This is a genomic window from Lacticaseibacillus zhaodongensis, from assembly GCF_009687905.1.
GTDB classification, from domain to species: domain Bacteria; phylum Bacillota; class Bacilli; order Lactobacillales; family Lactobacillaceae; genus Lacticaseibacillus; species Lacticaseibacillus zhaodongensis.
Window position 1 is genome coordinate 297778 of the sequence record NZ_BLBG01000002.1, and the last position, 23078, is coordinate 320855.

Genomic DNA, 23078 nt, shown 5'->3' on the forward strand with positions numbered 1-23078 from the left:
GAACTCGTTAATCACGGTACTCGCTTGGGGCGAGAACTTTGTAGCCGGTTTCGTGGTAACCACCACTGCTTGCCGCGCGTGTGGTAAACTGACGCAGGGGTGTAAATGCTGGTGTTTCCTTCATCGTGAAGAAATCGGTGCTGTTCTCCCATGAGGAAAGCAAAAGGTACTGAATTTGGTCGTCAGCGGCTTTACCCAGGAACATGCCGCTCATGCCACTGTAAATATCCTTGGCTGCGAAAATTTTGTTCATCTGACTGGTGAACAGTTTCTCTTCATCGTGAGTGATGTAGAAGTACATGCAGTGCACGTAGTCGCCTTCACTAACCTTCCCGTGTTCACGAACTACGTTGAACTTGATTGGTGACGAATACTCACCACGTCCACTCATATCCAGGAGCATATTTGCCTGGTTCGTGGAGGATGGCTTTAATAAGTATGATGGCCGGGGACTTTTATCAATAATACCAGCCAGGAGCTCCTGACTGCCAAAAACGGTTTCGAATGATTGCGTCATGAATTAACACCTCCACTATTAGTATACCGCTTTCATCAGCGGCGGGTCGAATCAAGAAGGAGAGATTTTAGACGATGAAATTACAAATCTTAGGTTACCTTGGTGGTTATCCGGACCAGGGCATTGCGACGAGCTCTTATTTGCTTAGCAGTGGTGACTACCATTTACTCATGGACCTTGGCAGTGGGGCACTGCTCCAACTAGAAAAAGTGTTGGACCCATTACAACTGGATGCGGTTTTGCTAACGCACTACCACCACGATCATACTGCTGATGTTGGCACGTTGCAGTACTACTGGCAGTTACGGGCTGGCACCAAGAAAGAAGCGGTTTTGCCAATTTATGGACACACGAAGGACCCACTAAACTTCGGGGCGCTGACTTTTGGCAGCTTTACTAAGGGTTGTGGTTACGACGGTGCGAGTCAGTTGAACTTGGGACCGTTTAGTTTGACTTTCTTAGAAACTGAGCACCCAGTACCAGCATTCGCCGTGCGGATCGTGGAGCGCAGCAGTGGTAAGGTTGTTGTCAACACGAGTGACACGCGCTACTTTGCTGGGCTGGCCCCTTTTGCTAAGGGGGCAGACTTGCTCATGGCGGATACCAACTTTGCTAATGACAAGCCGCAGCCTCGCTGGCACCTAACTGCGGGTGAAGCCGGACAGATTGCTGCAGATGCCGGAGTGCGGAATTTATTGCTGACCCACCTGCCGCAAACCATTGATTTGGAGCTTCTACGGCGGGAAGCGTTGGCGACTGCCGGTAGCATTCCAGTGCAATTGGCCAGTGATCAGCAGGTTATTACTATTTAAATCTTTAGGCACAAGTGTTAGAATGTTGGTTCAAGAGTGCAAAAGGTTCAAGATGTACCTTTTGCGGCGACGGCCCCGCGTGGCGGCCGGCAATTACGGAAGTGAGGTAATGAGTTTGGAAATGGAGCGCATCAACGACGATACCATCCGGGTGTTCATGAACCTAGATGAATTGAACGACCGCGGTATCAAGATGCTTGACCTAGTTCAGGATCACAAGCGAGTTGAGGACTTCTTCTACTCAGTGCTTGATGAGGTGGACGCGCAGCACACCTTCATGAGCAAGGGGCCCGTCACATTTCAAGTAATGCCGAGTGGTACCGGGCTGGAGATTTACATTTCCCGCACAGACACCACTGATAACGGAAGCGATGCCGATGATTTCGACATTGCGGATGCTTTCCAACCGGACAACAGCGACAAGAAGGACGATGTTGGTGGTGGCAAGCCCGACCGGATGCAGCAGATTGCACAGGATTCGCTGCAGCCGTTTAAGGCCGAGAAAGACGAGGATGCAACTAAACTGGATGATGCTCCCGGTACCGATGGCGACTTTTTCCACGGGCATGGAGTCATTCATTTCTGTTTACACCTCCCGAACTTTGAAGCGTTGATCGGCTTGTCTAAAGACCTGTTCCTCAACGGTGGGCGTAGTGATTTATACAAGTATCAAAATGAGTATTACCTTGTACTGACTTTCGACAATGAGACCGTTGATGGCTATGAAGCTGAGGTCCAAGCCAACATTGCCCGTGAATACGGCGACCAGACTTCAGTTAACGCGGATGTGCTGAGTGAATATGGAAACCTCATTATGGGGGCTGCTGCACTTGAAACAACGCGCTTCTACTTCAAATAGTGCAAGCAATTAAAAAAACAGGCTCCGCGGTGATTACTTAACATCACTACGGAGTCTGTTTTGCTATCTACATCAATGCACGAATAACTGCTAATGTGAGGACACCAACAATTGCAATCACCAGCAGTGAGCGGGTGAGTACCGCGGCGAGCACACTGGGCACCGCTGCCAAAATGTTGGGCCAGTTCATTCCGGGCAGGTGGCCAATGTGGGGGATGAACATGTTATTAAAGACTAAGGCGCTCATGATCGCTACGGGTACGAAACTCAGAAAGTCGAGCATCCATTTTGGCATTGTGAACCGTTTGAGCAAGAAAAACGGTGTGACGCGGCATAACCAGGTCACAAAGCCGGTGCTAACGACCACGAGCATGATGTAACTAAAGCTTGGCATGATTACGGACCCCCATTCCGACTAGGCAAGCGATGATGGTTACGACCAGTGTTAAGATCCCGCTGGGAATGAAAATCATTCCCACGTAGGTGAGTACCAGTACGATCAGGATAATGCTGCCCTGCAGTGCCAGTTTAATGCTGCGGTCGCCAATCACCTGTAAGTAAAGAAGCCCAATGAACATGGCAACTAAAGCGTAGTCCAGTCCAAACTTTTCAGGGTCTTGAATCAAACTACCGAGCAGGTTTCCAGCCAATGACGCGGCTGCCCAGGCGGAATACGCGAAAATATTAGCTGCGTTCAACCATTCAAAGCTGAGGCGGTGGTCCGTGTAGTTTAATTTACTCATGGTCAGGGCGAAAGTTTCATCGGTGAGCAATGTGCCGAGAATGATGTTGCGCAGCATGCTTTCTTTTTTGTAATAGGGCGCAACGGTCATACTGGTGAGAATCATGCGGGCGGAGAGCATAAAGACTGAGAAAACAATCGAGACAAAGGGACTGCCTGCGGTAATCATACTGACGATTACGAATTGGGCGGCCCCACTATATGTAATCAATGCGGTTAACAAAGCTGCGAGGGCACTGAAGCCAGAGGAGCGGCTGACAATGCCAAACGCGAGGCCAATGCCAATATAGCCAAACACGGTTGGTAGTGTGTCCTTAAGACCCGCTCGAAAATCCAGCGTGTCATTCATTATTATCATCCCGTTTCTTATCAAATTTTTAATATCAAACCGGCAATTTGCGTGGCGAAAGCGGCACCAAACGCTAAAAAAATGGGGCTGAAGTTTAATCAGCCCTGTTGCAACCCGTGCAACTATTAAAGTGCCAGTGGTTTGTCATAGTCGACCAAGTGGGACAAAGTTTCTGCTTGTTTACGGATTTCCGCCGGTAAAGTTTGCGCAATCGTAAAGGTGGTTGTCATCTTGTGGGGATCGAAATCACTGGGTGCACTGATGATGGTGTAAAAAGTGTGGTCTTCATTCTCTGGAATTGAGGAGAGGGTATAAGCCGTCACAGCGGCTTCATCGTCCGGTAATTGGTTGAGAAAGTCGGCAAGCACTCTGTATGAGTAATACACCGTTTCAATATACGTCACTCCAGATGCGTACAGGTGGGGGATGTTGAGAAACTCAATGGTGTAACCATGATCAGTCTTAACGTTCTTCGCTACGAAGAAATAATGGCGCTCTTTTTTGCTTACTTTGCTCACGTCATCCCACCTCCTGTATGTTTATTATAACACGGTTAGAAAATACTGCCAAGGGGTATCCTCCCTCTAATTTTTATAGCCTAATTATTCTAACACTAAAGTTCAGCAGTTTCTATGTTTCACTTGGCAAATACGAGATCCACGTGCTATACTATTATTCGTTGTTATGATGCGGTCGTAGTTTAGTGGTAAAACTCCAGCTTCCCAAGCTGGTGTCGCGAGTTCGATTCTCGTCGACCGCTGCATACCCGATGATAAAGAGGAAGCGAAGCCGTCGTATTTTAGTGAGCTCACTACAGTGGGATGTGGGTATACGGCCTTCGGGGCGCGCTTTTGAGGGTGATATTTTATAGAGTGGGCGGTTACGCCAACAAGAGTGGTACCGCGGGCAAGGCTCGTCTCTTTCATTAATGTTAATGAAAGGGGCGGGCGCTTTTTTTGCACTATGGGTTCGCAATCCAACTCTGACGGCCTAAGCAGAAGTTGCTGGACTGTTCCGCTCCGGTTTTGACGTTCTACTTACAATAGAGGAGGAATCAACATGGATTTTAAGCAGCAAGTGGTCAGCGCACTGAGCAAGGTGCTCGCTGGCGAAGTTGAAGCAGACCAAATCACCAAGTTAATTGAAGTACCGAAGTCTCTTGATATGGGGGACTACGCATTTCCAACCTTCATTTTGGCGAAGTCGCGGCACATGGCGCCAGTCAAAATTGCAGCTGACCTGGCCGCACAAATCGATGCCGGTGACTTTGAAAAGGTTGTTGCGCAAGGTGCATACGTTAACTTCTTCTTGGAGAAAACAAGTTTTGCTAAGGATGTTCTGACCGCAATTGCTGAACAGGGTGAACACTATGGCGATTTGCAATTGGGTAGTGGCAATGTGCCGATTGACATGTCCAGTCCCAACATCGCTAAACCAATGTCCATGGGCCACTTGCGGTCAACTGTGATTGGAAACTCGATTGCCAAAATTCTGACGAAGGTTGGTTACTCACCAATCAAGATCAACCATCTCGGTGACTGGGGCACGCAGTTCGGTAAGTTGATCGTTGCCTACAAGAAGTGGGGTAGTGAGGCTGAAGTTAAAGCCGACCCGATCAAGCACCTGCTAGAATACTACGTTCGTTTCCATAAAGAAGCTGAAACACAGCCAGAGCTTGATGATGAAGCCCGGGCCTGGTTTAAAAAGCTCGAAGACGGTGATGAAGAGGCTCACAAGCTCTGGAGCTGGTTCCGGACAGTCAGTCTCAAGGAATTCAACCGGATTTACGACATTCTAGGGGTTCACTTTGACAGCTTCAAGGGTGAGGCCTTCTACAACGACAAGATGGACCGGGTAACCGATGCGCTTGAAGAAAAGCACTTGCTACAAGAAAGCCAGGGCGCGGAAATTGTTGACCTGTCTAAGTACAACCTGAACCCCGCATTAATTCGGAAGAGCGACGGCGCGACCCTCTACATGACGCGGGACCTTGCCGCTGCAATGTACCGGCACGACACATACAACTTCACCCAGAGCCTCTACGTTGTGGGAATGGAGCAAACTGAGCACTTCAAGCAGCTCAAGGCTGTTTTGAAGGAAATGGGCTACGACTGGGCCGATGACATTCACCACATTCCATTTGGCCTGATTACTGCTAACGGTAAGAAGCTGTCCACACGGAAGGGTAACGTCATTCTGCTGGAGAAGGTGCTCCACGAAGCCGTTGACCTCGCTAAACAGCAGATTGCTGAAAAGCACCCTGATTTAAAGAATGCGGATGCTGTCGCGCAAGATGTTGGTGTTGGCGCCGTAATTTTCCATGACCTGAAGAATGATCGCCTCGACAACTTCGATTTCAACCTTGAAGAAGTCGTGCGTTTCGAAGGTGAAACCGGTCCGTACGTGCAATACACGAATGCACGGGCAAATAGCATTTTGAGTAAGACCGACGTGCAGCCAGATGCAACGGTCGAATTGACCGGTGTTGATGCTTGGGCGGTTTTGAAGATGCTGTCCGAATTCCCGAACGTGGTTGCTCGGGCGGCACGTGATTTCGAACCGTCTGTTGTTGCTAAATACAGTTTGCGGCTTGCCAAGACATTCAATCAGTATTACGCTCACACCAAGGTCTTGGTCGATGATGCGGAACTGCCAGCACGGCTTGCGTTAGTGCAGAGCGTTTCAATGATCCTGACGACTTCATTAGGCCTGCTTGGTGTTAACGCACCTAAGGAAATGTAAGGAGGACTAGCCCCATGAAGAAAGCGGAGCGACAAAGCGCCCTTGCCGAGATTATCAGCAACTCGGTTGTGCAGACGCAGGAACAGTTGTTGCAGGAGCTCGATAAGGCTGGAATTTCGGCCACCCAAGCGACCGTTTCCCGAGACATTCGGGAAATGCGGATCGTTAAGTCGAAGGACGAAAATGGTGTAAGTCGGTACACGATTCTGCATAATGTCGGCGATGAAAAGCTGACCGACCGGTTGAATTCAACAGTTCAAGAAGTCGGGATCAGTATCACGCGGGTGATGTTCATGAACGTGATCAAGACGATGCCAAGCAACGGGAACCTGCTCGCAGCGTTGATTGACGATGCCAACTTCCCACAGGTTGTTGGCACTGTGGCCGGGCATGACACGATTGTCGTGATCAGCCCGGACGTAGAAGCGGCGGAATGGTTTTACGAACAGTACCACGATGCACTGCTGAAGAAACACCGCAGTTAATGCAAACAAACAGGTCCCCAAACCCATATGTTCGTCGGGTTTGGGGCCTGCTTTTGTATTCTCATCAAAATGCGGCCGGTGCGCTGATGTGCATTAACTTGTTAGTGAATGGGTGGGTGAATTCCATTGTGTCGGCGTGTAGATACAGCCGATTGCCCGCGATATTACCGTACAGCGGGTCACCGACGATTGGTGCGCCGATACTCGCTAGGTGGACACGAATCTGGTGAGTCCGCCCGGTCTCGAGCTGCAAGTGGACGCGTGTGTAGGTATCGCTTTGGCCAACGCAGCGGTAGTGGGTGATGGCCGCTAAACCGGTGGGGCTAACCATCCGCCGGCGCTCATCGTTAGGTGCGTGGGCAATTGGCGCCGTGATGGTACCGCTGCCGGTGATTATACCACCGCACAGGGCGGTGTACTCGCGGTGCATTCTCCTAGTGGCGAGCTGGCGGTTGATGATTGCCCCACTCATCGGGTCTTTGCAAACTAGGAGCAGGCCACTTGTCTCCATGTCCAGCCGGTGGGTGATGTAGACTGGTGCGTGCAAGTAGTTGCTGATGCGGTTCATAGCTGTATCCGTGTCGTACTCGCTGCTTGGATGGGTTTTGATTCCGGCTGGTTTGTTTACAATTAGCAGCTGGTCGTCCTCGTACACGACGGGGATGGGCTCATTGCTTGGTAAGTAGGATTGATTCGTGCCGGTGTAATGCAGCTCAATGGTCGCGTCCGCGGGAATAGTGGCGGAGATGGGGATGTAGGCGCCGTTGACGAGGATGCTGCGGTGCATCCGCAGGTAGCCTTGGTAATGCTGGGGGACCAGCCACTGCCGCAATTGTTCCCGGACTGATAGCAAGCCGGAAACGTGCGTTATTTTCTGTTCAAAATCAGCCAAAAGTCTCACTCCATTTCCGCTAAAAATCTGTAAAGTAATATGGTGTTAGTAATGATTACATGGTAGCTATGCTACAATGCGAAGAGAAGTTCCTTTAGCAGTCAGTATATGCTAAATCACTGTGCGCGCCAAAAAATTCATGAAGGGAGTACGCCTGGTGGATAATAATAGCAACAAGTCGTGGCTAGCAAACGCCTGGCATGCCTTCTGGCAGTGGTGTGGACGCTTCATGCGGCGGTTCCAAATCGTTCGGTGGTTGATTCTGCTGTTTTTGCTCGTCGTTTTGGGTTTTAGCAGTTACTTTACTTATAAAGCTAAAACCGCGGATGTGCAAAATATCAAGAGCTCCTTACAGACCAAAACGATGATTTTGGATCGTAATAACAAGGAAGCTGGGACTCTGTACTCACAGAAGGGAACCTATGTTGACTTAGACCAGATTGCAACCAGTGTGCAGAATGCGGTCATTAGTACTGAGGATCGTAGTTTCTACACTAATCCGGGATTTGATATTAAAGGGATTGCCCGGTCAGTCATTGGTTTGGTGATCCACCACGGCCAGATTACCGGTGGGGGCAGTACCTTAACGCAGCAATTGGCCAAGAACACCCTGCTCACGCAGAAGCAGAGTTTTCTGCGAAAGGCACAGGAAATTTTCCTGGCAGTACAAATTAATAAGGAATACTCCAAAAAGGATATTCTGGCCATGTACCTGAACAATGCCTACTTCGGTAACGGGGTTTGGGGGGTACAGGACGCTGCTAGACGCTACTTTGGGTGTGACGCTAGCCAGTTGACGGATTCCGAAGGGGCGACGCTGGCCGCAATGCTGCGCAGCCCTAGCTTCTACAACCCAATTGACCACATGGATAACGCCATTTCGCGGCGCAACTTGGTATTGCAGTTAGAAGTTGAAGCGGGCCATATGACGCAGGCAGAAGCAACCGCGGCCAAGGCTACTAGCCTGACTCTGCGTAACACCTACACCGCTGACAACGCCGATAAATATCCGTCTTACTTCGATGCGGTTATCGATGAGGCGGTCAAGGATGGGGTGCCCGAAAATGATGTGCTGAACAAGGGCTACCGAATTTACACCACCCTCGACCAGACGTATCAGCAGCGAATGGATAACACTTTTACCCAGAGTTGGCTGTTCCCAGCCAACGCGAGTGATGGTACGCAGGCGCAGGCGGCATCAATTGCGGTTGATCCGAAAACAGGCGGCGTGCTGGCCGTCGTTGGTAATCGGGGTAAACACGTCTACCGCGGATTGAATTATGCGACGCAGCTGTCCGGCCGGTCACCTGGTTCCACGCTCAAACCACTGATGGTATACACACCGGCATTGGAAAATGGTTACCACTATGATTCGGAGCTTTCGGACCAGAAGCAGAGTTTTGGCAAGAACAAGTACAGTCCCACCAACCCGACCGGCGTTTATCAGGATCAGGTCCCGATGTACACTGCGTTGGCTGATAGTTTGAATGTGCCCGCAGTGTGGTTGCTGAACAAGATCGGCGTGCAAAAAGGGGTTAATAGCCTGGCACGGTTCGGCATCGACTTGAAGAAGTCAGATCAGAACCTGTCGGCGGCATTAGGCGGGGTTTCGACTAGTATCACCCCCTTGATGCTGGCTCGTGCTTATTCAAGCTTTGCTAATGGTGGGCAGTTACCGCAAACCCACTTCATCCGCAAAATTGTGGATGCGACGGGAACGGTAGTGTATCAGGATAACGCAAGCAGTAAATCGGTCATGACCAAGAGTGTGGCCAATGAAATGACGAGTATGATGATCGGTACTTTTAAGCATGGCACGGCCATTGCGGGCAATCCGACGGGCTTCACTGTAGCTGGTAAAACGGGGAGCTCAGAAGTCCCTAAGGCCTGGGGTTATGGTACCAAGGACCAGTGGCTCGTAGGGTACACACCAGACATAGTGGTTGCAACCTGGACCGGCTTCGAATACACTGATAAGCAGCATTTCTTACCCGGCACGAGTGAAGATGGTGTCGCCAAAATTTTTAAGAGCGAGATGGAGAACATCTTGCCAGCAACGCCACAAACTGCTTTTGGAACTAAAGATGCTCAAGAAATGGCGACCGAGCAGGGCACTGCCGGGACGGACAGCACAAACGCTAGTGATGTCTGGAGCAACATTCAGGATGGTTTCAATTCTGCACGTGATACACTTAACTCGTGGGTTGGTGGCATTAAGAACATCTTTAAGTAGGCCCAGTCGGTCAACGGTTCTAGTCAGTCCGTTACTGTTGCAATAATAGGAGGAGCACATCATGATCAATATTTACGACAACGCAAACACAATGGCAGAGGCACTGCAACAGACCCAGCAGTACCAGGATCTGAAACAGGCTTTCGACATGCTCAAGCTTGATGCGGTTGGTTACGGATTGTTCAAGCAGTTCCAGGAAAAACAGTTGGAGTTGCAACAGCAGCAGTCTCAGGGTCAGGACATTGACCCAGACTCTCTGAAGAAGTTGCAAGAACTTGGCGACAAAATCAAGGACATCGACGCAATCAAGACGCTTATTACTAAGGAGCAGGCGATGGCCCAACTCATGGACGAATTGAACGCAATCGTGAACAAACCAATCAGTGACTTGTACCGTCAGAACGATAAGTAAGCAATCAACATAGTTATTACTGGACAGGTGCCCTCAGGGGGCGCCTGTTTTTTAATAATGGATAAGCGAACTTGTATGGTCAAATACGCGCCCTGACTAGCTATTACAGCAAAATATCGGTATGATAAACGCAAAGACAACAATGGGGGTTAATACTTTGGCAAAACGTTTATTTGAGTACCGTAATGGTGACGAAATTAAACTACCGCTTCTAATCAAATCGGCCGACGTGCGCGTGGCTAAGAATGGTAATAAATTCATTGCACTGGTGCTACAGGATACGTCCGGCCACATGCCCGCGAAGCTTTGGGACGCATCCGATGCGGCGATTGCGCAGTTTACCGCCGGCGTTGTCGTGCAGGTGACTGGTAAACGCGAACTGTACCACGACAACCCGCAAATCAAGCTGTACGGAATGCGGCTAGCAACTCAGGAAGAGGGGGCAGATCCGAAGCGTTTCCTCGAACGGGCTCCAGAAAAAGCGGACCAGATGGAAGAGGAAATCAACACCTTCATCTTCGATATTCTGAACCCCAACTGGAACCGGATCGTGCGCCGGTTAGTTAGTGATCATCACGATGAATTCTTTACCTATCCGGCTGCTAAGAGCAACCACCATGCGAATGGCGGGGGCTTGGCGTTCCACACCCTTTCAATTCTGCGGCTCGCCAAACACATTGGCGAGCAGTATCCCGGCATTAACGTATCTTTGCTGTACGCCGGCGCAATTCTGCATGATTTGGGCAAAACCATTGAACTTAGTGGTCCTGTTTCCACTGAGTACACCGTTACCGGCAACCTGATCGGGCACATTGTCCTAATTGATGAGGAAATTATTCGGGTCTGCCTAGAACTTAAAATTGATGCTAAGCAAGAAGACGTGGTTATGCTGCGGCACATGATTCTTGCTCATCACGGCCTGCTCGAATACGGTTCCCCCGTTCGGCCCCAGTTGGTCGAAGCGGAAATTCTCCATGATCTCGACGAACTGGATGCTTCCATCAACATGATGACTAACGCCGTTGCGCACGTGCAGGGCGGAGAGTTCTCTGAGCGCCTCTTCGGGATGGATAACCGTCGTTTCTACAAACCCGCCTCAATTCAGCATTATTCAAGCAAACAGCCTGACCAAAAGTAATCCTGCCTAAATTAAGAATACTAAAAGAGAATTCCGCGATACGGGGTTCTCTTTTAGTATTCAGCGAGCAGTTAATTTACTTTTAAAAATAATCTTATTGTCTTCATAAATATCACGATGTGCTGTGCAAAAAACACAACGCTAATTTTTGATTATTGCACAATACCTATTTTTGCTGATGGTATATTAAGTCATGGAACGAGAATAGTAAATATGCTCGTTACACTCCCTCAAAAAAATCCCCCCAATATTTTCCACCGCTTCGGCGGTGGTTTTTTTATACACTGATGCCCTAAAATGTTGGACATGCTCCGAATTACGGCGCAGGGACTAGTTTTAGCACCGTGTTACCACGGCCTTTAAAATAACGTTAAAAATAGCAAAAAAAGTTGACCACCCAGGTATTTAATGGGCGGTCAACTTTAATGGTTACTTGGATTAGTTACCAGTGGTTGTTGCGGCACTGGAACTGGAAGAACTTGGGTTGAGGTAGGTGGAAAGAACGTTCTTGAGGTCGCTGTCCTTGATCTGGACATTTGCCTTCTTGAGCACCTTACCAGTGATGCTGTTCATGACGGTGCTGTCAGATTCCCACGTGGTGTAGATCTGCTTGGTCAGCGCCTTCTTGGTAGCAGGATCAGAGATCTTGCCCTTACCAGGGTTATCGATCATGCGAATAACGTGGTACCCGTATTGAGTCTTAACTGGCGTGGTGGTGTAGTCGCCAGACTTACTGAGCTTGAAGGCAGCCTTCTTGAAGGTAGCGTCAAGTTGCGTGTCGGTGTTGTCGAATGCTGGCAGCTGACCCTTGGAATTCTTAGTACCTGTGTCCGTGGAATTAGCCTTGGCGAGCTTGCCAAATTCAGCGGTTGTCTGCTGATTCTTAGGCAACTTAGCAAATTCATCAATAATCTTCTGCGCCTGGGCCTTGGTCTTCACGAGAATGTGCTGTACCTTGACCTTTGGCTGGTAGGACTTGTACTGCTTCTTAAGGTCGGACTGGGAAACCTTCTTCAGGTCCTTCAGTGCAACCTCGGAAAGAAGGGAAGTGCGGATTTGGTCTTTGAAGCTAGATTCGGTGTAACCATTCTGAGCAAGCGTTGAAGCAAATGAAGAGCCATACTGAGCCTTCATCGCATTGAACTGCTTGGTGACCTTAGATTTAGAAACCTTTTTGCCATACTGCTGGTCAAGCGCCTTGGCAACAATCATGCTGCTAAGAACTTGCTGGCCGGCTGAACTCTTCTTCATCTGGTCGTAATATTCGTCTTTGGTAATCTTGGCGCCCTTCATGCTGGCAACGGTTGAGTTAGAGCAACCTGCAAGCAAAACGGCAACCGCTAAACCGGTGAAGCCGACGATCCATTTCTTCATTTTGACACATCCTAATCTTTTTGTTTGTTCGCATAAGCGAATTCGAGTTCTAATATAACACATCGAACGCCGCTGTGCCTTGATTCACATAAGTTTCATAATAACGTCAACTATTGTTCTGGTTGCTTTGCATCGTTTACAGCATCATTAATATGTTCCATTGAGTCACGCATTTTGGCAAGATGAGGGGCAGTTTTGAATTCGTAGTCCCGAATCGACTGCTGAATCGCGACAGTAGTTGGCTGGAGCGTGCTGGTGTTCAATTCCTGCAACTTGTGTGCAGCGGCTTGGACCGCGGCAGTTGCGTGTTGAAAGTGGTCAAGATCCGCTTTTGTTCCGTTAACCCAATCACTAACTTCAGCCCGGTTGTCTGGGCCACTGCGCTTATTTGTAAGTAAGCCAAAGACTGTGCCCACGATGCCGCCCAGCAATAATCCCTTTGCAAAACCCGCCATGACTAATCCTCCAAATTTTTCCGGATCTTAGCGGCAATTGCAACTAATTGTTCGTGCGTGTACTGGTCGCCGTGGTCACCGAAGTGGATGCTGAAGTCATCATCGCTGCTGTAGCGGGGGATGAAGTGGATGTGGGAGTGGAAGACGCTCTGGTACGCGACTTCACCGTTGTTGTTGATGATATTCATGCCGGTGATTCTTGAATCACTGGCCTTGATTGCCCGGGCAATCTTCGGGACGCGACTGAACACTGCCGCTGCCAGCTTGTCATCGTATTCGAAAATATCTTTGACGTGTTTCTTCGGTACGAGCAGGGTGTGCCCTGGCGTTGCCTGGCTAAGATCCAAAAACGCCTTGACCTCATCATCTTCATAAACGGTGACACTTGGGATGTCACCAGCGACTATTTTGCAGAAAACACAATCATTCATATGAGAACCCCTTTTCTTTATGCGAATTCGGTCTTACTGATATGGTATCATTTACAGCAGTAGCAGTATATGGATAGATTGTGAGGGACACCAATGAGTTTAGAAATTAATCAGCTTGTGGGCGGATACGGCCAAATACCGGTCCTCCACGAGCTCAGTTTCGCGGTCAAAGACGGGCAGGTAGTTGGTCTGATTGGCCTGAACGGAGCCGGTAAGTCAACGACAATCAAGCACGTCATCGGGCTTTTGCGTCCGCAGAGTGGCACCATCAAGATTAATGGCAAAACGCTCGCTGAGAATGAAGATGCATACCGCAGTGCGATTGCCTACGTCCCCGAAACGCCCGTCTTGTATCCAGACCTAACGTTGCGGGAACATCTGGAACTCAGCATTATGGCTTACGGGCTGGATAGCGATGACGCTTGGCAGCGGCTTACACCGATGCTGAAGAAGTTCCGCTTGGACAACAAGCTGGATTGGTTCCCCGACAATTTTTCCAAGGGGATGCAACAGAAGGTGATGATTGCCTCGGCGTTCATGACCGATGCGAGTCTGTATATCATTGATGAACCATTCACCGGTTTGGATCCGGTGGCGGTGCACGACCTGCTCGCACTGGTTGCGGCCAAAAAGGCGGCAGGTGCTTCCGTGCTCATGTCCACCCACGTGCTGGCTAATGCCCAGACGAATGCAGACAGCTTTGTTTTACTCGGAGATGGCCGCCTGCGGGCTAATGGCACCCTTGATGAACTGCGCGACCAAATGCAGATGCCAGACGCATCGCTTGATGATATTTACATGGCGATGACGAAGGAGGCTTAATGATGCGAGAATTATGGCGTAGCCGCTTGGTCAGCCATGAAAAGGATCAGTCCCGCTACCTAAGCCGCGTGTTCAACGACCACTTTGTCATTGTGCTCCTGGTTCTCTTTGGAGCCTTGCTCTATGCCTACAGTCAATTTGTCAAAGGGGTCGGCAACCACGCGCTTTGGACTGCCCCATTGCTCGCGGCGGTACTTAGTTTGAGTTTGCCTTTAGGCCGTCTGGCGACCTTGCTGCAACGGGCGGACACCATCTTTTTGCTCCCCCGGACTGGACAGTTAGGTGGATATTTACAAAGAGCAGTACGCTATAGTGCAGTGTTGCCTTTTGTTTTGCAAATCATGCTCACTTTAGCGGCCTGGCCGTTGATGCATGGGGGTGCCTTTGTGCCTTTGTGGTGGGTCGGTGTGCAGGCAGTTACGCAACTGTTGTTTAAGGGCGCGGACTTGGCGCTGCAGTTTGGCAGTCTGTATTTTGCACCGCAGTTGCGGCGCATTTGGCGGCCGCTGCTTGTGCTCTGTGCATTCATTGCTAGCACAATTGGCTTTCTCCTTAACCCACTAGTTGCCCTGCTAGTTGCCCTGCTAGTGCTCGCACTTGCATTACGAATGCAGCGGCAAGCACGGCAACAACGCCAATTAGATCTGCTAACGACTGTTGAACTTGAAGCCAGCCGGATGGGGAGCATTTACCGCTTTTACAACATGTTTACTGATGTGCCAGGCCTTGGTGGCGGTGTGCGCCGGCGTAAATACTTGGACCCGCTGCTCAGTGGCATCAAGCAGGGGCCAGGTAACAGTTGGCTGTTCCTGCTCAGCAGGGGCTTTGTCCGTAGCCAGGAGTATTTAGGCTTGGCAGTGCGGCTCACGGTGATTGCGGCAGTGCTGATGTGGATCTGCAGTACGTGGTACCTGAGCGCTGCGGTGGGGGTGATTTTTGTCTACCTGCTCGCCGTGCAACTGGTCCCGCTCGCTGGACGCTATCGTGATGTTGTGTTCACGCACATGTACCCCCTGCCGGATACACAGCGCGTGCACGCCTGGACCCAGCTGGTGCGGGTGGTGCTGATGGTCAGTGCCCTCGTGATTGGTGTGAGTGCGTTTAGCCACCTTCCAAGCGTCACGACCGCTATAGCCATGTTGGCGCTGATTTTTATTGCCGGCGTCATCCCGTCTGCGTTTCTGACGCGGCGGGTTCAAAATGCAAACAAATAACTGCTCATAAATGAGCTGAAGGGAACCGACATGCGATTACGTAATAAATCTTGGGCTAAGCCGCTCATTGAAGCACATCCAGATATGATCAGCATTACCCCCGTGGGGATGCAAGGAAAGTGGCAGGAAAAATTTGCCAAGGAACAGCCACTGATGCTAGAAGTTGGTTCCGGTAAGGGCCGCTTTATTACCGAAATGGCGAAGGCTAATCCTGACAAGAACTTCATCGGCCTGGAACTACAGGAGGTCGCCGTTGCGTACATTTTGCGCAAACAGGTGGAATTACAGTTACCTAACCTCCACCTGATACTTGGCGACGGGGCGGATTTAAGTGAATACTTTGCTCCCACTGAGGTTGCCGGCTTGTACTTAAACTTTTCCGACCCGTGGCCAAAAACTAAGCACGAAAAAAGGCGCCTGACTTACCGGACGTTCCTGCAACAATACGTTGCAATCTTGGCACCGAACGCCGTGGTTCAGTTCAAGACCGATAATCAGGGCCTGTTTGAATACTCACTTGTGAGCATGAATAATTTTGGGATGCACTTCGACCTCGTTAGTCTGGATTTACACAAGGACACGCGGGTCGAGAACAACGTGGAAACTGAATATGAACAGAAATTCAGTTCCAAAGGCGGTCGGATTTACGAACTAGTTGCCCGTTTTCCAAATACTGATCAGTCAAAATAGATGTACCCGTCGTCAGTAGCAACGCGGAATGACTGCACACTGCGGCCACGCGGGGACTTGGTGATCACACCACCGTGGTAGACTCGCCGTCCGTGCTCTGCTCGGGGCTGGTTGTAAATCCAGCCACCGGCGACGGGACGGTGGAGCTGCTGCTTAGCGCGTTCAAGGTACTCAGCGGAGCGCTTAGCTTCAACACGTTGCCGGCGGGCGAGAGCAGCTGCGGCTAATGCAGCAGCGGCGGCAGTTGCGAGCATAACGAAAGCTTTGTCGGTTTTATTCAAGATAATCACTCCTTCAATATGCCCAGTATACCCGAGTTGCTTGGCATTGACGGTCAAAAACTGTAGAATATTTGCTTGGATTAAGAAGAGATGACCAGCGGAATCTAATCACTGGCAATAACAGGGGGAAAAATAGAATGCTTATCAGCAGTTACAACCCAGATAGTTTAGGGGACACCCTACTATTAATTTTGGGTGAAGATGAAAGCAGCCAGACCAGTAAGCAGGTCGGGGATGTGGTCGCAATTACGGCTGCTTCCGGTGCAACAATTGGTTACAACTTCTTCAATGTTTCCAAGATTATCGGAGAGATCACCGGCCGCGGTCAGGTCCAGCTTAGCGAAAAGCAAATTGATGCGTTGAATACCGCCATCGCCGCTGCCGGTTTCACCCAGGAACTAGTTGCGGACACCAAGCCGAAGTTTGTGGTTGGGGTTGTTGGTGAACTCAAAGCACACCCAGACTCTGATCATCTGCACGTCGCTCAAGTTGATTTGGGTGGTTATACCAAGCAAATCGTCTGCGGGGCACCGAATGTTGCGCAGGGCCAGCACGTGGTTGCAGCCTTGCCCGGAGCAATGATGCCAGACGGCAAAATCATCTGGCCGGGCGCCCTTCGCGGTGTGTCCAGTTACGGAATGCTCTGTGCAGCGCGTGAACTCGCACTGCCAAACGCACCTCAAAAGCGGGGAATCTTGATTCTGCCTGATGAGCTCGCTGCGGGGACGGCATTCACCACAGAAATGGGTGTTAGCGCCTTGGCAACACAGGCACAGGACTAATAAGAGTGGGGACCAGGGGGTGAAACCGCTAGTCCCCATTTTACTTGCCGTTTTTTTGTCTGTGGGTGACAAGAATTCACCGCTGAATCACTGACTTTGCAGAGGTCTAGACAAAGATGTGATATGATTAAAGGTAAACATCGGCAGGAGGTATTGGACATGGATCATTACGATGGACCAGCTTTCCGGCGTGATGGGGAGCCCGAAAAGGAGCAGTCACAAACGGCTGCTTATCAGCTGCCTCCACAGAAACACGCGGAGAAGGCGGGCGCCACGCACACCAAGGCGGTGCCAGCAACAAAAGAGCCCGTTTATCATTCTGTTGACCCAATGGCGCAATTTGTGACCCCGCCGAGCACGGTTAATCGGCGGGTTAAGCCTAAGGTTGACTATGCTGCAATCATTGCCGATTTTGCACGGGATGATGAGGACGTTGTGCTCTTCACGACCGCTGCTGATGGCGATGTTGTTGACTTAGACCAGCTGCAGTCCGCTACAGCGGCCCCGGTGCCCGCACCGACAAAGAACGCCGCGCAGCCTGTTGCCCCGGCTACGGAAGTTAACACGACCGCTGATGAAGCGCCCGCTCCGTCAACAACACCGACCGCTGCTGCCACACCGTCAAGCAACGCTTCTGTGTCAGAAACTTCTGAGGCGGTCGCAGAAGAGGAATGGTGGCCGGTCGAGATCGTGCGGCCAAAGCCACCGCTGCCGCAAGATGGGTCGCCGGTTCAGCACCAGATGACTTTGAGCGCGCTCACGCCGCGCGTTGCACCTGCGCCGACGTGGCTGGCGATCCACGTCGCAATCACCAACTACTTTCGGGTTCACCCGGAGCAACTAGCTAAGCATTAACTAATCAAATATCGTGCGGAATGCACTGAAAACGGAAAGAAGATTAATGGCATGACTGAAGAAACTGACTACTTTATTGGGATTAAAGGTTCAGGGATGAGTGCACTCGCACTGATTCTTCACGATTTGGGACACAAGGTTCTGGGCAGTGACATCACCCAGTTCACCTTCACGCAAACAGGCTTGGAAAAGGCGGGTATCGAATGCCTACCGTTCTCCGCTGATAACCTGAAGCCAGGCTACACGGTCATTGCCGGTAACAGTTTCACCGATGAGCACCCTGAAATTGCCCGTGCGCACGAAATGGGCTTAAAGGTTCTGCGTTACCACGAATACTTAGGTCAACTTTTGAACAACTACACCAGTATTGGTGTTGCCGGCGCCCATGGTAAGACCAGCACCACCGGTTTACTCGCCCACACTCTTAGCGGAATTGCTAAGACCAGTTACCTGATTGGTGATGGGACGGGTGTCGGTCAGCCTGATTCCAAGTTCTTCGTGTTTGAAGCCGACGAATACCGCCGGCACTTCCTTGCTTACCACCCAGATTACCTCATCATGACCAACATTGATTTTGACCACCCTGACTACTACACCGGCATTGAAGACGTATATGATGCCTTTGAGACCGAGGGTAAGCAGGTCAAAAAGGCCATCTTTGCTTGGGGTGATGACGAGTGGCTGCGCAAGCTGGACGTCAAGGTTCCGGTTTACTATTACGGTGAAAAGGATACTGACGACTTTATTGCTCGTAACATTAACCGCAACACCAAGGGCTCTGAGTTCGATGCTTACTTCCACGACGAGTTGATCGGTCACTTCAGTGTGCCACTGTTTGGTGACCACAGCGTGCTCAACGCCCTGGCCGTTGTTGCTGTTGCGTACACGGAACACCTCGCACCAGAGTTTATTGCCCGCGAGCTGGCAACTTTTGATGGTGTTAAGCGGCGCTTCTCCCAGAAGAAGGTTGCCGACATGACGATTGTTGACGACTACGCACACCACCCAAGCGAAATCAGCGCAACCCTGGACGCCGCCCGGCAGAAGTTCCCCGACAAGCAGGTCATTGCGGTCTTCCAGCCCCACACCTTCAGCCGGACGATTGCCTACATGGACGAATTTGCGGCGACCCTCGACAAGGCTGATGAAGTCTTCCTGACCGACATCTTCAGCTCCGCCCGTGAACGCAGCGGCAGCGTCTCTTCTGAAGATTTGGGTGCCAAGATTCACCATGGCGGCCGGGTCATCAAGCTTGATGACATGAGCCCACTGCTGGAATTCCACGATGCCGTTGTTGTCTTCATGGGTGCTGGTGACATTCAGAAGTACGAACGGGCATACGAAGACCTGCTCAACAGCCAGAAGTAGGACGTGGGAAATCAGACTTTAGTCCGGTAGACGATTCCAGCAAATGCTCGTATACTGGCTTATTAAACAAAGTAGTACGAAAGGAATGGTTACATGCAAGAACGTCGCTCTGTCAGTCAATCTGGCATTAGTCAATTCTTCGGCCGGGTTTACGGCAACATGGGAGTTGGCTTGCTTATTACCGCAGCCATAACGTACTTGCTGGGGTACGTTTTCCACGATCAATACGTTAATTTTATTAGCAGTAATCCTGTGTTTTACTGGGTAATGCTACTGTTGCCATTCGTGTTCATCATCTTTGGCTCGGGGGCGCGGGCATACGCAAATCCGGGTCGGGCGCGGTTAATGTTTTTCGGCTTAGCAGCGTCTGAAGGCACGACGATGGCGGTAATTATGGCCCAGTTTTCTGGAACGAGCGTGGTGGCCGCACTGGTCGTCACCGGGGTCATTTTCGGAACCATGTCCCTGGTTGGGATTTATGGTAACAAGGATCTCAGCCGTGCCGGCAGTATCGCAACAACGGCATTGGTTGGTGCCCTAGTGATGACGGTTCTCAACTTTCTGATTCACTCTAGTGGGCTCGCAATGCTTATCAACTACGCGATTCTCGCAATCTTCATCGTGCTGGTTGCGTACGACAACCAAACTTTGAAACGGTTTTACGCGCAGGCGGAGGCACAAGGGGACACGGCAATCAGTGCGCTGGCGATTCAGGGTGCGCTGATGCTTTACCTAGACTTCCTGAACCTTTTCATCACCATCCTGCAGATTTTCGGTGTGGGTAATGACAACAACTAACACGACTAAATTTCAAAAGTCACTTGCGGGTCTCAACTTAAGTTGGGGCCCGTTTTATGTTTCTAACTGTTTTGAACTGTTATCGGTCGTGGCTTCCGGCCCAGTGCTGTAACGAAAAACAGCTATCTGGTACAATGGATACAGCAGTATTTCGGAAAAGCAAAAGGAAAGAGGTAGCCCAGTGGCACAAACTATCCTGCTCATTGATGGTAATTCCATTTCATTTCGTGCGTTCTACGCGACCTACACTTCACTTGATCGCTTCACTAATCATGATGGGGTGCACACCAACGCTATTTTTGGCTTCAACAACATGCTGGACATCCTGCTCAAGCGGATTCAGCCGGACAAGGTGCTCGTGGCTTTTGACGCCGGCAAGACGACCTTCCGGACCAAAAAATACGATGAATACAAAGGTGGCCGGCAAAAAACTCCAGACGAGTTGCTTGAGCAGTTGCCCTTAATCAAGAAGATGCTGGATGGCTACAACATTGAGCATTACGAACTGGCCGATTGGGAAGCCGACGACATTATTGGCACGATGGCGAAGCAGGGTGCAGACAGCGGCGCTGACGTCATTGTGGTCACCGGGGATCGGGACTTGACCCAGCTCGCAACGGACAAAATCACCGTGGCCCTCACCGTCAAGGGGGTTCAGGACGTTGAAGAATTCACGCCAGAACACGTTGAAGAGAAATATGGCGTCACCCCGGCCCAGATTGTCGACAAAAAGGGCCTGATGGGTGATACTTCTGATAATTATCCTGGTGTCACCGGTATCGGTCCCAAGACCGCTATCAAGCTCTTGAAGCAGTTCGGCACGATGGAGAATCTTTACGCCAACATTGACGAGTTGAAGAAAAGCAAAATGAAGGACAACTTGGTCAACGACAAGGACAACGCCTTCATGAGTAAGGATCTCGCCCGGATTCGGCAGGATGCGCCAATCACGATTGGGCTTTATGATATTGATTATCAAGAACCTGACACGGATAAGTTGCGCGACTTCTTCAGTGATATGGACATGAAGACGGCCCTCACACGTTTGGGTGGGGCCGAACCGGAAAAGCAAGAAAAGATAAATTACACCTTACTAACGGCAGATAACCTAGGCTTGACCCAGAAATTGCGCGCCCCACTGGCTTTTGAGCTCGAAATGCTTGAGGACAACTACCACCTTGCTCCGATTCAAGGCTTCGTGCTTGCTGACAAAAACACGACGCTGATCAGCCAGGACCTCAGCTTGCTCGATGACCTTGAATTGCACATGTTCCTTGAGGACAAAAACAACAAGCTGACCGTCTTTGATGCTAAGCGCAACATCGTGGCCGCGCACCGGTTAGGCCTGAACATTAATCCGGACTGTGACGTTTTGCTGGCGTCCTACCTACTTGATCCCGACGACAACAGCACCGACCTGGGTACCGCGGCCCGCCGGCATGGCTATACCGCGTTGCCGAGTGATGCTGACGTTTACGGTAAGGGCGCTAAACTGCACATGCCTGACAAGGACGTATTTTGCGAGCACCTCGCGCGGAAAGCCCGGGCGCTGCTGACTTTGCGGCCGCAGTTGCTGACTGATCTGGAAGAACAGGGTGAAACCGCACTCTTTACCGATTTGGAGCAACCCTTGTCGCGGGTTCTGGCTGAAATGGAAATTGCCGGGATCACTCTCGATCAGGACACCCTCGACGAGATGGGCAAGCAGTTCACCGGCACCATGAGCGTGCTCGAACAGGATATTTTCCGGGAAGCCGGCCACGAATTCAATCTGAACTCCCCCAAGCAACTTGGAGTTGTCTTATTTGAGGACCTTGGTCTGCCGATCATCAAGAAGACGAAGACTGGCTACTCCACCAGTGTTGACGTGTTGGAGCAGTTGCGGAGCAGTCACCCCATTATTGGCAAAATTTTGCAGTGGCGCACTATTTCCAAACTGCAGTCGACGTACGTCAAGGGTCTCACCAAGGCCGTGCACGATGATCACAAAATCCACACGCGTTACCTGCAGACGCTAACACAGACGGGGCGGCTCAGTTCAGTCGATCCCAACATGCAGAACATTCCCGCGCGTGATTTTGGCAAGCAGATTCGCAAAGCGTTCGTGCCGAGCCATCCGGACTGGATCATCTTCAGCTCTGACTATTCGCAAATCGAACTTCGGGTGCTGGCCCACATTTCTGGCGACAAGAATATGCAGGAGGCCTTTAAAGAGGGCCGCGATATTCACGCCAATACCGCCATTAAAATCTTTGGCTTAAAAGACGCTAGTGAAGTCACACCAGACATGCGGCGGCAGGCCAAGGCCACCAACTTCGGGATCGTTTACGGCATCAGTGATTTTGGCCTGGCTCAGAATATCGGAATCACCCGCAAACAGGCCAAAGACTTTATCGCCGGTTACTTTGCGCAGTACCCGCAAGTTCACGACTACATGGACAAAGAGGTTGCGATTGCGCGGGAACAGGGCTATGTTGAAACTCTATTCCACCGCCGCCGTTACTTACACGACATCCACAGTCGGAACTTTAACTTGCGCAGTTTTGCCGAGCGGACCGCGATGAACACCCCGATTCAGGGCAGCGCGGCCGATATCATCAAGATTGCGATGGTGCGGATGCAGAAAGCCTTGGCAGAAAAGCACATGCAGGCGACGATGCTGTTGCAGGTGCACGACGAACTGATTTTTGAAGCCCCGGAATCTGAAGCAGAGGAGCTGAGTAAGCTGGTCCCACAAATCATGGATTCGGCCGTTAAGCTCGACGTGCCCCTCAAGGTGGAGAGTCATTACGGCAAGACGTGGTATGATGCCAAGTAGCAGAATGTT

At 50.7% G+C, this 23078-nt stretch carries 24 protein-coding genes and 1 tRNA gene; 16 read left to right on the plus strand and 9 right to left on the minus strand.

The window, feature by feature from the left end:
* Positions 1-7: 7 nt before the first annotated feature.
* Positions 8-517, minus strand: coding sequence for a hypothetical protein (locus tag GN107_RS03925; protein WP_155286535.1), 510 nt, complete (start codon positions 515-517; stop codon positions 8-10).
* Between the two features lie 74 nt (positions 518-591).
* On the opposite strand from GN107_RS03925, the gene GN107_RS03930 reads away from it, so the two are divergent.
* A complete protein-coding gene (locus GN107_RS03930; protein WP_155286536.1) occupies positions 592-1329 on the plus strand; it encodes an MBL fold metallo-hydrolase in 738 nt (245 codons plus the stop codon).
* 109 nt (positions 1330-1438) lie between these two features.
* Positions 1439-2188: an adaptor protein MecA gene (locus tag GN107_RS03935; RefSeq protein ID WP_196246239.1), complete on the plus strand. Its 750-nt coding sequence runs from the start codon at positions 1439-1441 to the stop codon at positions 2186-2188.
* Positions 2189-2255: 67 nt separating this feature from the next.
* Here the strand turns inward: GN107_RS03935 and GN107_RS03940 are convergent, their stop codons facing one another.
* From GN107_RS03940 to GN107_RS03950, 3 genes are all read right to left on the minus strand, one after another.
* Positions 2256-2582 (minus strand): AzlD domain-containing protein, encoded by a 327-nt coding sequence (locus GN107_RS03940; protein ID WP_155286538.1) that lies wholly within the window; start codon positions 2580-2582, stop codon positions 2256-2258.
* Positions 2569-3279, minus strand: a complete 711-nt coding sequence (locus tag GN107_RS03945; RefSeq protein WP_155286539.1) for an AzlC family ABC transporter permease — start codon at positions 3277-3279, stop codon at positions 2569-2571. Before GN107_RS03945 ends, GN107_RS03940 begins: the two co-directional genes overlap by 14 nt.
* 125 nt (positions 3280-3404) lie before the next feature.
* Positions 3405-3797 carry a hypothetical protein gene (locus tag GN107_RS03950; protein ID WP_155286540.1) on the minus strand — a complete coding sequence of 131 codons (393 nt, stop codon included), beginning with the start codon at positions 3795-3797 and terminating at the stop codon, positions 3405-3407.
* 171 nt (positions 3798-3968) lie between these two features.
* Here GN107_RS03950 and GN107_RS03955 point away from each other — a divergent pair.
* From GN107_RS03955 to GN107_RS03965, 3 genes are all read left to right on the plus strand, one after another.
* Positions 3969-4039: transfer RNA gene (locus GN107_RS03955), tRNA-Gly, on the plus strand.
* Positions 4040-4338: 299 nt separating this feature from the next.
* Complete coding sequence (gene argS, locus GN107_RS03960; protein ID WP_155286541.1) at positions 4339-6021, plus strand: arginine--tRNA ligase; 1683 nt, start codon at positions 4339-4341, stop codon at positions 6019-6021.
* A 14-nt stretch (positions 6022-6035) separates the two neighbouring features.
* Positions 6036-6506 (plus strand): arginine repressor, encoded by a 471-nt coding sequence (locus GN107_RS03965; RefSeq protein WP_155286542.1) that lies wholly within the window; start codon positions 6036-6038, stop codon positions 6504-6506.
* 64 nt (positions 6507-6570) lie between these two features.
* On the opposite strand, the gene GN107_RS03970 is transcribed toward GN107_RS03965, so the two are convergent.
* A complete protein-coding gene (locus GN107_RS03970) occupies positions 6571-7398 on the minus strand; it encodes an RluA family pseudouridine synthase (RefSeq protein ID WP_230678548.1) in 828 nt (275 codons plus the stop codon).
* A gap of 229 nt (positions 7399-7627) precedes the next feature.
* On the opposite strand from GN107_RS03970, the gene GN107_RS03975 reads away from it, so the two are divergent.
* From GN107_RS03975 to GN107_RS03985, 3 genes are all read left to right on the plus strand, one after another.
* A complete protein-coding gene (locus GN107_RS03975) occupies positions 7628-9631 on the plus strand; it encodes a PBP1A family penicillin-binding protein (protein ID WP_155286584.1) in 2004 nt (667 codons plus the stop codon).
* Between the two features lie 61 nt (positions 9632-9692).
* Positions 9693-10043, plus strand: a complete 351-nt coding sequence (locus GN107_RS03980; protein WP_155286543.1) for a YlbF family regulator — start codon at positions 9693-9695, stop codon at positions 10041-10043.
* Positions 10044-10200: 157 nt separating this feature from the next.
* Complete coding sequence (locus tag GN107_RS03985; RefSeq protein ID WP_155286544.1) at positions 10201-11181, plus strand: 3'-5' exoribonuclease YhaM family protein; 981 nt, start codon at positions 10201-10203, stop codon at positions 11179-11181.
* A gap of 438 nt (positions 11182-11619) precedes the next feature.
* Here the strand turns inward: GN107_RS03985 and GN107_RS03990 are convergent, their stop codons facing one another.
* The 3 genes from GN107_RS03990 to GN107_RS04000 form a co-directional block, all read right to left on the minus strand.
* Entirely contained in the window at positions 11620-12555 is a 936-nt protein-coding gene (locus GN107_RS03990; protein ID WP_155286545.1) for a peptidylprolyl isomerase, read from the minus strand.
* A gap of 110 nt (positions 12556-12665) precedes the next feature.
* The gene (locus GN107_RS03995) at positions 12666-13010 is read right to left on the minus strand and encodes a YtxH domain-containing protein (RefSeq protein ID WP_155286546.1); all 345 of its coding nucleotides are present in this window, start codon (positions 13008-13010) and stop codon (positions 12666-12668) included.
* Between the two features lie 2 nt (positions 13011-13012).
* On the minus strand, positions 13013-13441 hold the full coding sequence (locus GN107_RS04000; RefSeq protein WP_155286547.1) for an HIT family protein: 429 nt from the start codon (positions 13439-13441) through the stop codon (positions 13013-13015).
* Positions 13442-13534: 93 nt separating this feature from the next.
* On the opposite strand from GN107_RS04000, the gene GN107_RS04005 reads away from it, so the two are divergent.
* Genes GN107_RS04005 through trmB form a run of 3 tightly spaced genes read left to right on the plus strand, consistent with a single transcriptional unit; the run spans position 13535 to position 16167 of the window.
* The gene (locus tag GN107_RS04005) at positions 13535-14263 is read left to right on the plus strand and encodes an ABC transporter ATP-binding protein (protein WP_155286548.1); all 729 of its coding nucleotides are present in this window, start codon (positions 13535-13537) and stop codon (positions 14261-14263) included.
* On the plus strand, positions 14263-15477 hold the full coding sequence (locus GN107_RS04010) for an ABC transporter permease (protein ID WP_155286549.1): 1215 nt from the start codon (positions 14263-14265) through the stop codon (positions 15475-15477). Before GN107_RS04005 ends, GN107_RS04010 begins: the two co-directional genes overlap by 1 nt.
* A gap of 30 nt (positions 15478-15507) precedes the next feature.
* Positions 15508-16167, plus strand: coding sequence for a tRNA (guanosine(46)-N7)-methyltransferase TrmB (gene trmB, locus GN107_RS04015; protein WP_155286550.1), 660 nt, complete (start codon positions 15508-15510; stop codon positions 16165-16167).
* Here the strand turns inward: trmB and GN107_RS04020 are convergent.
* Complete coding sequence (locus GN107_RS04020) at positions 16155-16448, minus strand: hypothetical protein (RefSeq protein WP_155286551.1); 294 nt, start codon at positions 16446-16448, stop codon at positions 16155-16157. The genes trmB and GN107_RS04020 overlap by 13 nt on opposite strands.
* Positions 16449-16585: 137 nt before the next feature.
* On the opposite strand from GN107_RS04020, the gene ytpR reads away from it, so the two are divergent.
* The 5 genes from ytpR (at position 16586) to polA (ending at position 23069) form a co-directional block, all read left to right on the plus strand.
* Positions 16586-17230, plus strand: coding sequence for a YtpR family tRNA-binding protein (ytpR, locus tag GN107_RS04025; protein WP_155286552.1), 645 nt, complete (start codon positions 16586-16588; stop codon positions 17228-17230).
* A 159-nt stretch (positions 17231-17389) separates the two neighbouring features.
* Positions 17390-18085 carry a hypothetical protein gene (locus tag GN107_RS04030; protein ID WP_155286553.1) on the plus strand — a complete coding sequence of 232 codons (696 nt, stop codon included), beginning with the start codon at positions 17390-17392 and terminating at the stop codon, positions 18083-18085.
* A 51-nt stretch (positions 18086-18136) separates the two neighbouring features.
* Positions 18137-19453: a UDP-N-acetylmuramate--L-alanine ligase gene (gene murC, locus GN107_RS04035; RefSeq protein ID WP_155286554.1), complete on the plus strand. Its 1317-nt coding sequence runs from the start codon at positions 18137-18139 to the stop codon at positions 19451-19453.
* 93 nt (positions 19454-19546) lie between these two features.
* Complete coding sequence (locus GN107_RS04040; RefSeq protein WP_155286555.1) at positions 19547-20251, plus strand: Bax inhibitor-1/YccA family protein; 705 nt, start codon at positions 19547-19549, stop codon at positions 20249-20251.
* A 181-nt stretch (positions 20252-20432) separates the two neighbouring features.
* Positions 20433-23069 (plus strand): DNA polymerase I, encoded by a 2637-nt coding sequence (gene polA, locus GN107_RS04045; protein ID WP_155286556.1) that lies wholly within the window; start codon positions 20433-20435, stop codon positions 23067-23069.
* The last annotated feature ends 9 nt before the right edge of the window (positions 23070-23078 follow it).

Bases quoted from the DNA above. Each gene is read 5' to 3' on its own strand.
- GN107_RS03925 (WP_155286535.1), bottom strand. From the start codon at position 517: ATGACGCAATCATTCGAAACCGTTTTTGGCAGTCAGGAGCTCCTGGCT.
- GN107_RS03930 (WP_155286536.1), top strand. From the start codon at position 592: ATGAAATTACAAATCTTAGGTTACCTTGGTGGTTATCCGGACCAGGGC.
- GN107_RS03935 (WP_196246239.1), top strand. From the start codon at position 1,439: ATGAGTTTGGAAATGGAGCGCATCAACGACGATACCATCCGGGTGTTC.
- GN107_RS03940 (WP_155286538.1), bottom strand. From the start codon at position 2,582: ATGCCAAGCTTTAGTTACATCATGCTCGTGGTCGTTAGCACCGGCTTT.
- GN107_RS03945 (WP_155286539.1), bottom strand. From the start codon at position 3,279: ATGAATGACACGCTGGATTTTCGAGCGGGTCTTAAGGACACACTACCA.
- argS (WP_155286541.1), top strand. From the start codon at position 4,339: ATGGATTTTAAGCAGCAAGTGGTCAGCGCACTGAGCAAGGTGCTCGCT.
- GN107_RS03965 (WP_155286542.1), top strand. From the start codon at position 6,036: ATGAAGAAAGCGGAGCGACAAAGCGCCCTTGCCGAGATTATCAGCAAC.
- GN107_RS03975 (WP_155286584.1), top strand. From the start codon at position 7,628: ATGCGGCGGTTCCAAATCGTTCGGTGGTTGATTCTGCTGTTTTTGCTC.
- GN107_RS03980 (WP_155286543.1), top strand. From the start codon at position 9,693: ATGATCAATATTTACGACAACGCAAACACAATGGCAGAGGCACTGCAA.
- GN107_RS03990 (WP_155286545.1), bottom strand. From the start codon at position 12,555: ATGAAGAAATGGATCGTCGGCTTCACCGGTTTAGCGGTTGCCGTTTTG.
- GN107_RS03995 (WP_155286546.1), bottom strand. From the start codon at position 13,010: ATGGCGGGTTTTGCAAAGGGATTATTGCTGGGCGGCATCGTGGGCACA.
- GN107_RS04000 (WP_155286547.1), bottom strand. From the start codon at position 13,441: ATGAATGATTGTGTTTTCTGCAAAATAGTCGCTGGTGACATCCCAAGT.
- GN107_RS04005 (WP_155286548.1), top strand. From the start codon at position 13,535: ATGAGTTTAGAAATTAATCAGCTTGTGGGCGGATACGGCCAAATACCG.
- GN107_RS04010 (WP_155286549.1), top strand. From the start codon at position 14,263: ATGATGCGAGAATTATGGCGTAGCCGCTTGGTCAGCCATGAAAAGGAT.
- trmB (WP_155286550.1), top strand. From the start codon at position 15,508: ATGCGATTACGTAATAAATCTTGGGCTAAGCCGCTCATTGAAGCACAT.
- ytpR (WP_155286552.1), top strand. From the start codon at position 16,586: ATGCTTATCAGCAGTTACAACCCAGATAGTTTAGGGGACACCCTACTA.
- GN107_RS04030 (WP_155286553.1), top strand. From the start codon at position 17,390: ATGGATCATTACGATGGACCAGCTTTCCGGCGTGATGGGGAGCCCGAA.
- murC (WP_155286554.1), top strand. From the start codon at position 18,137: ATGACTGAAGAAACTGACTACTTTATTGGGATTAAAGGTTCAGGGATG.
- GN107_RS04040 (WP_155286555.1), top strand. From the start codon at position 19,547: ATGCAAGAACGTCGCTCTGTCAGTCAATCTGGCATTAGTCAATTCTTC.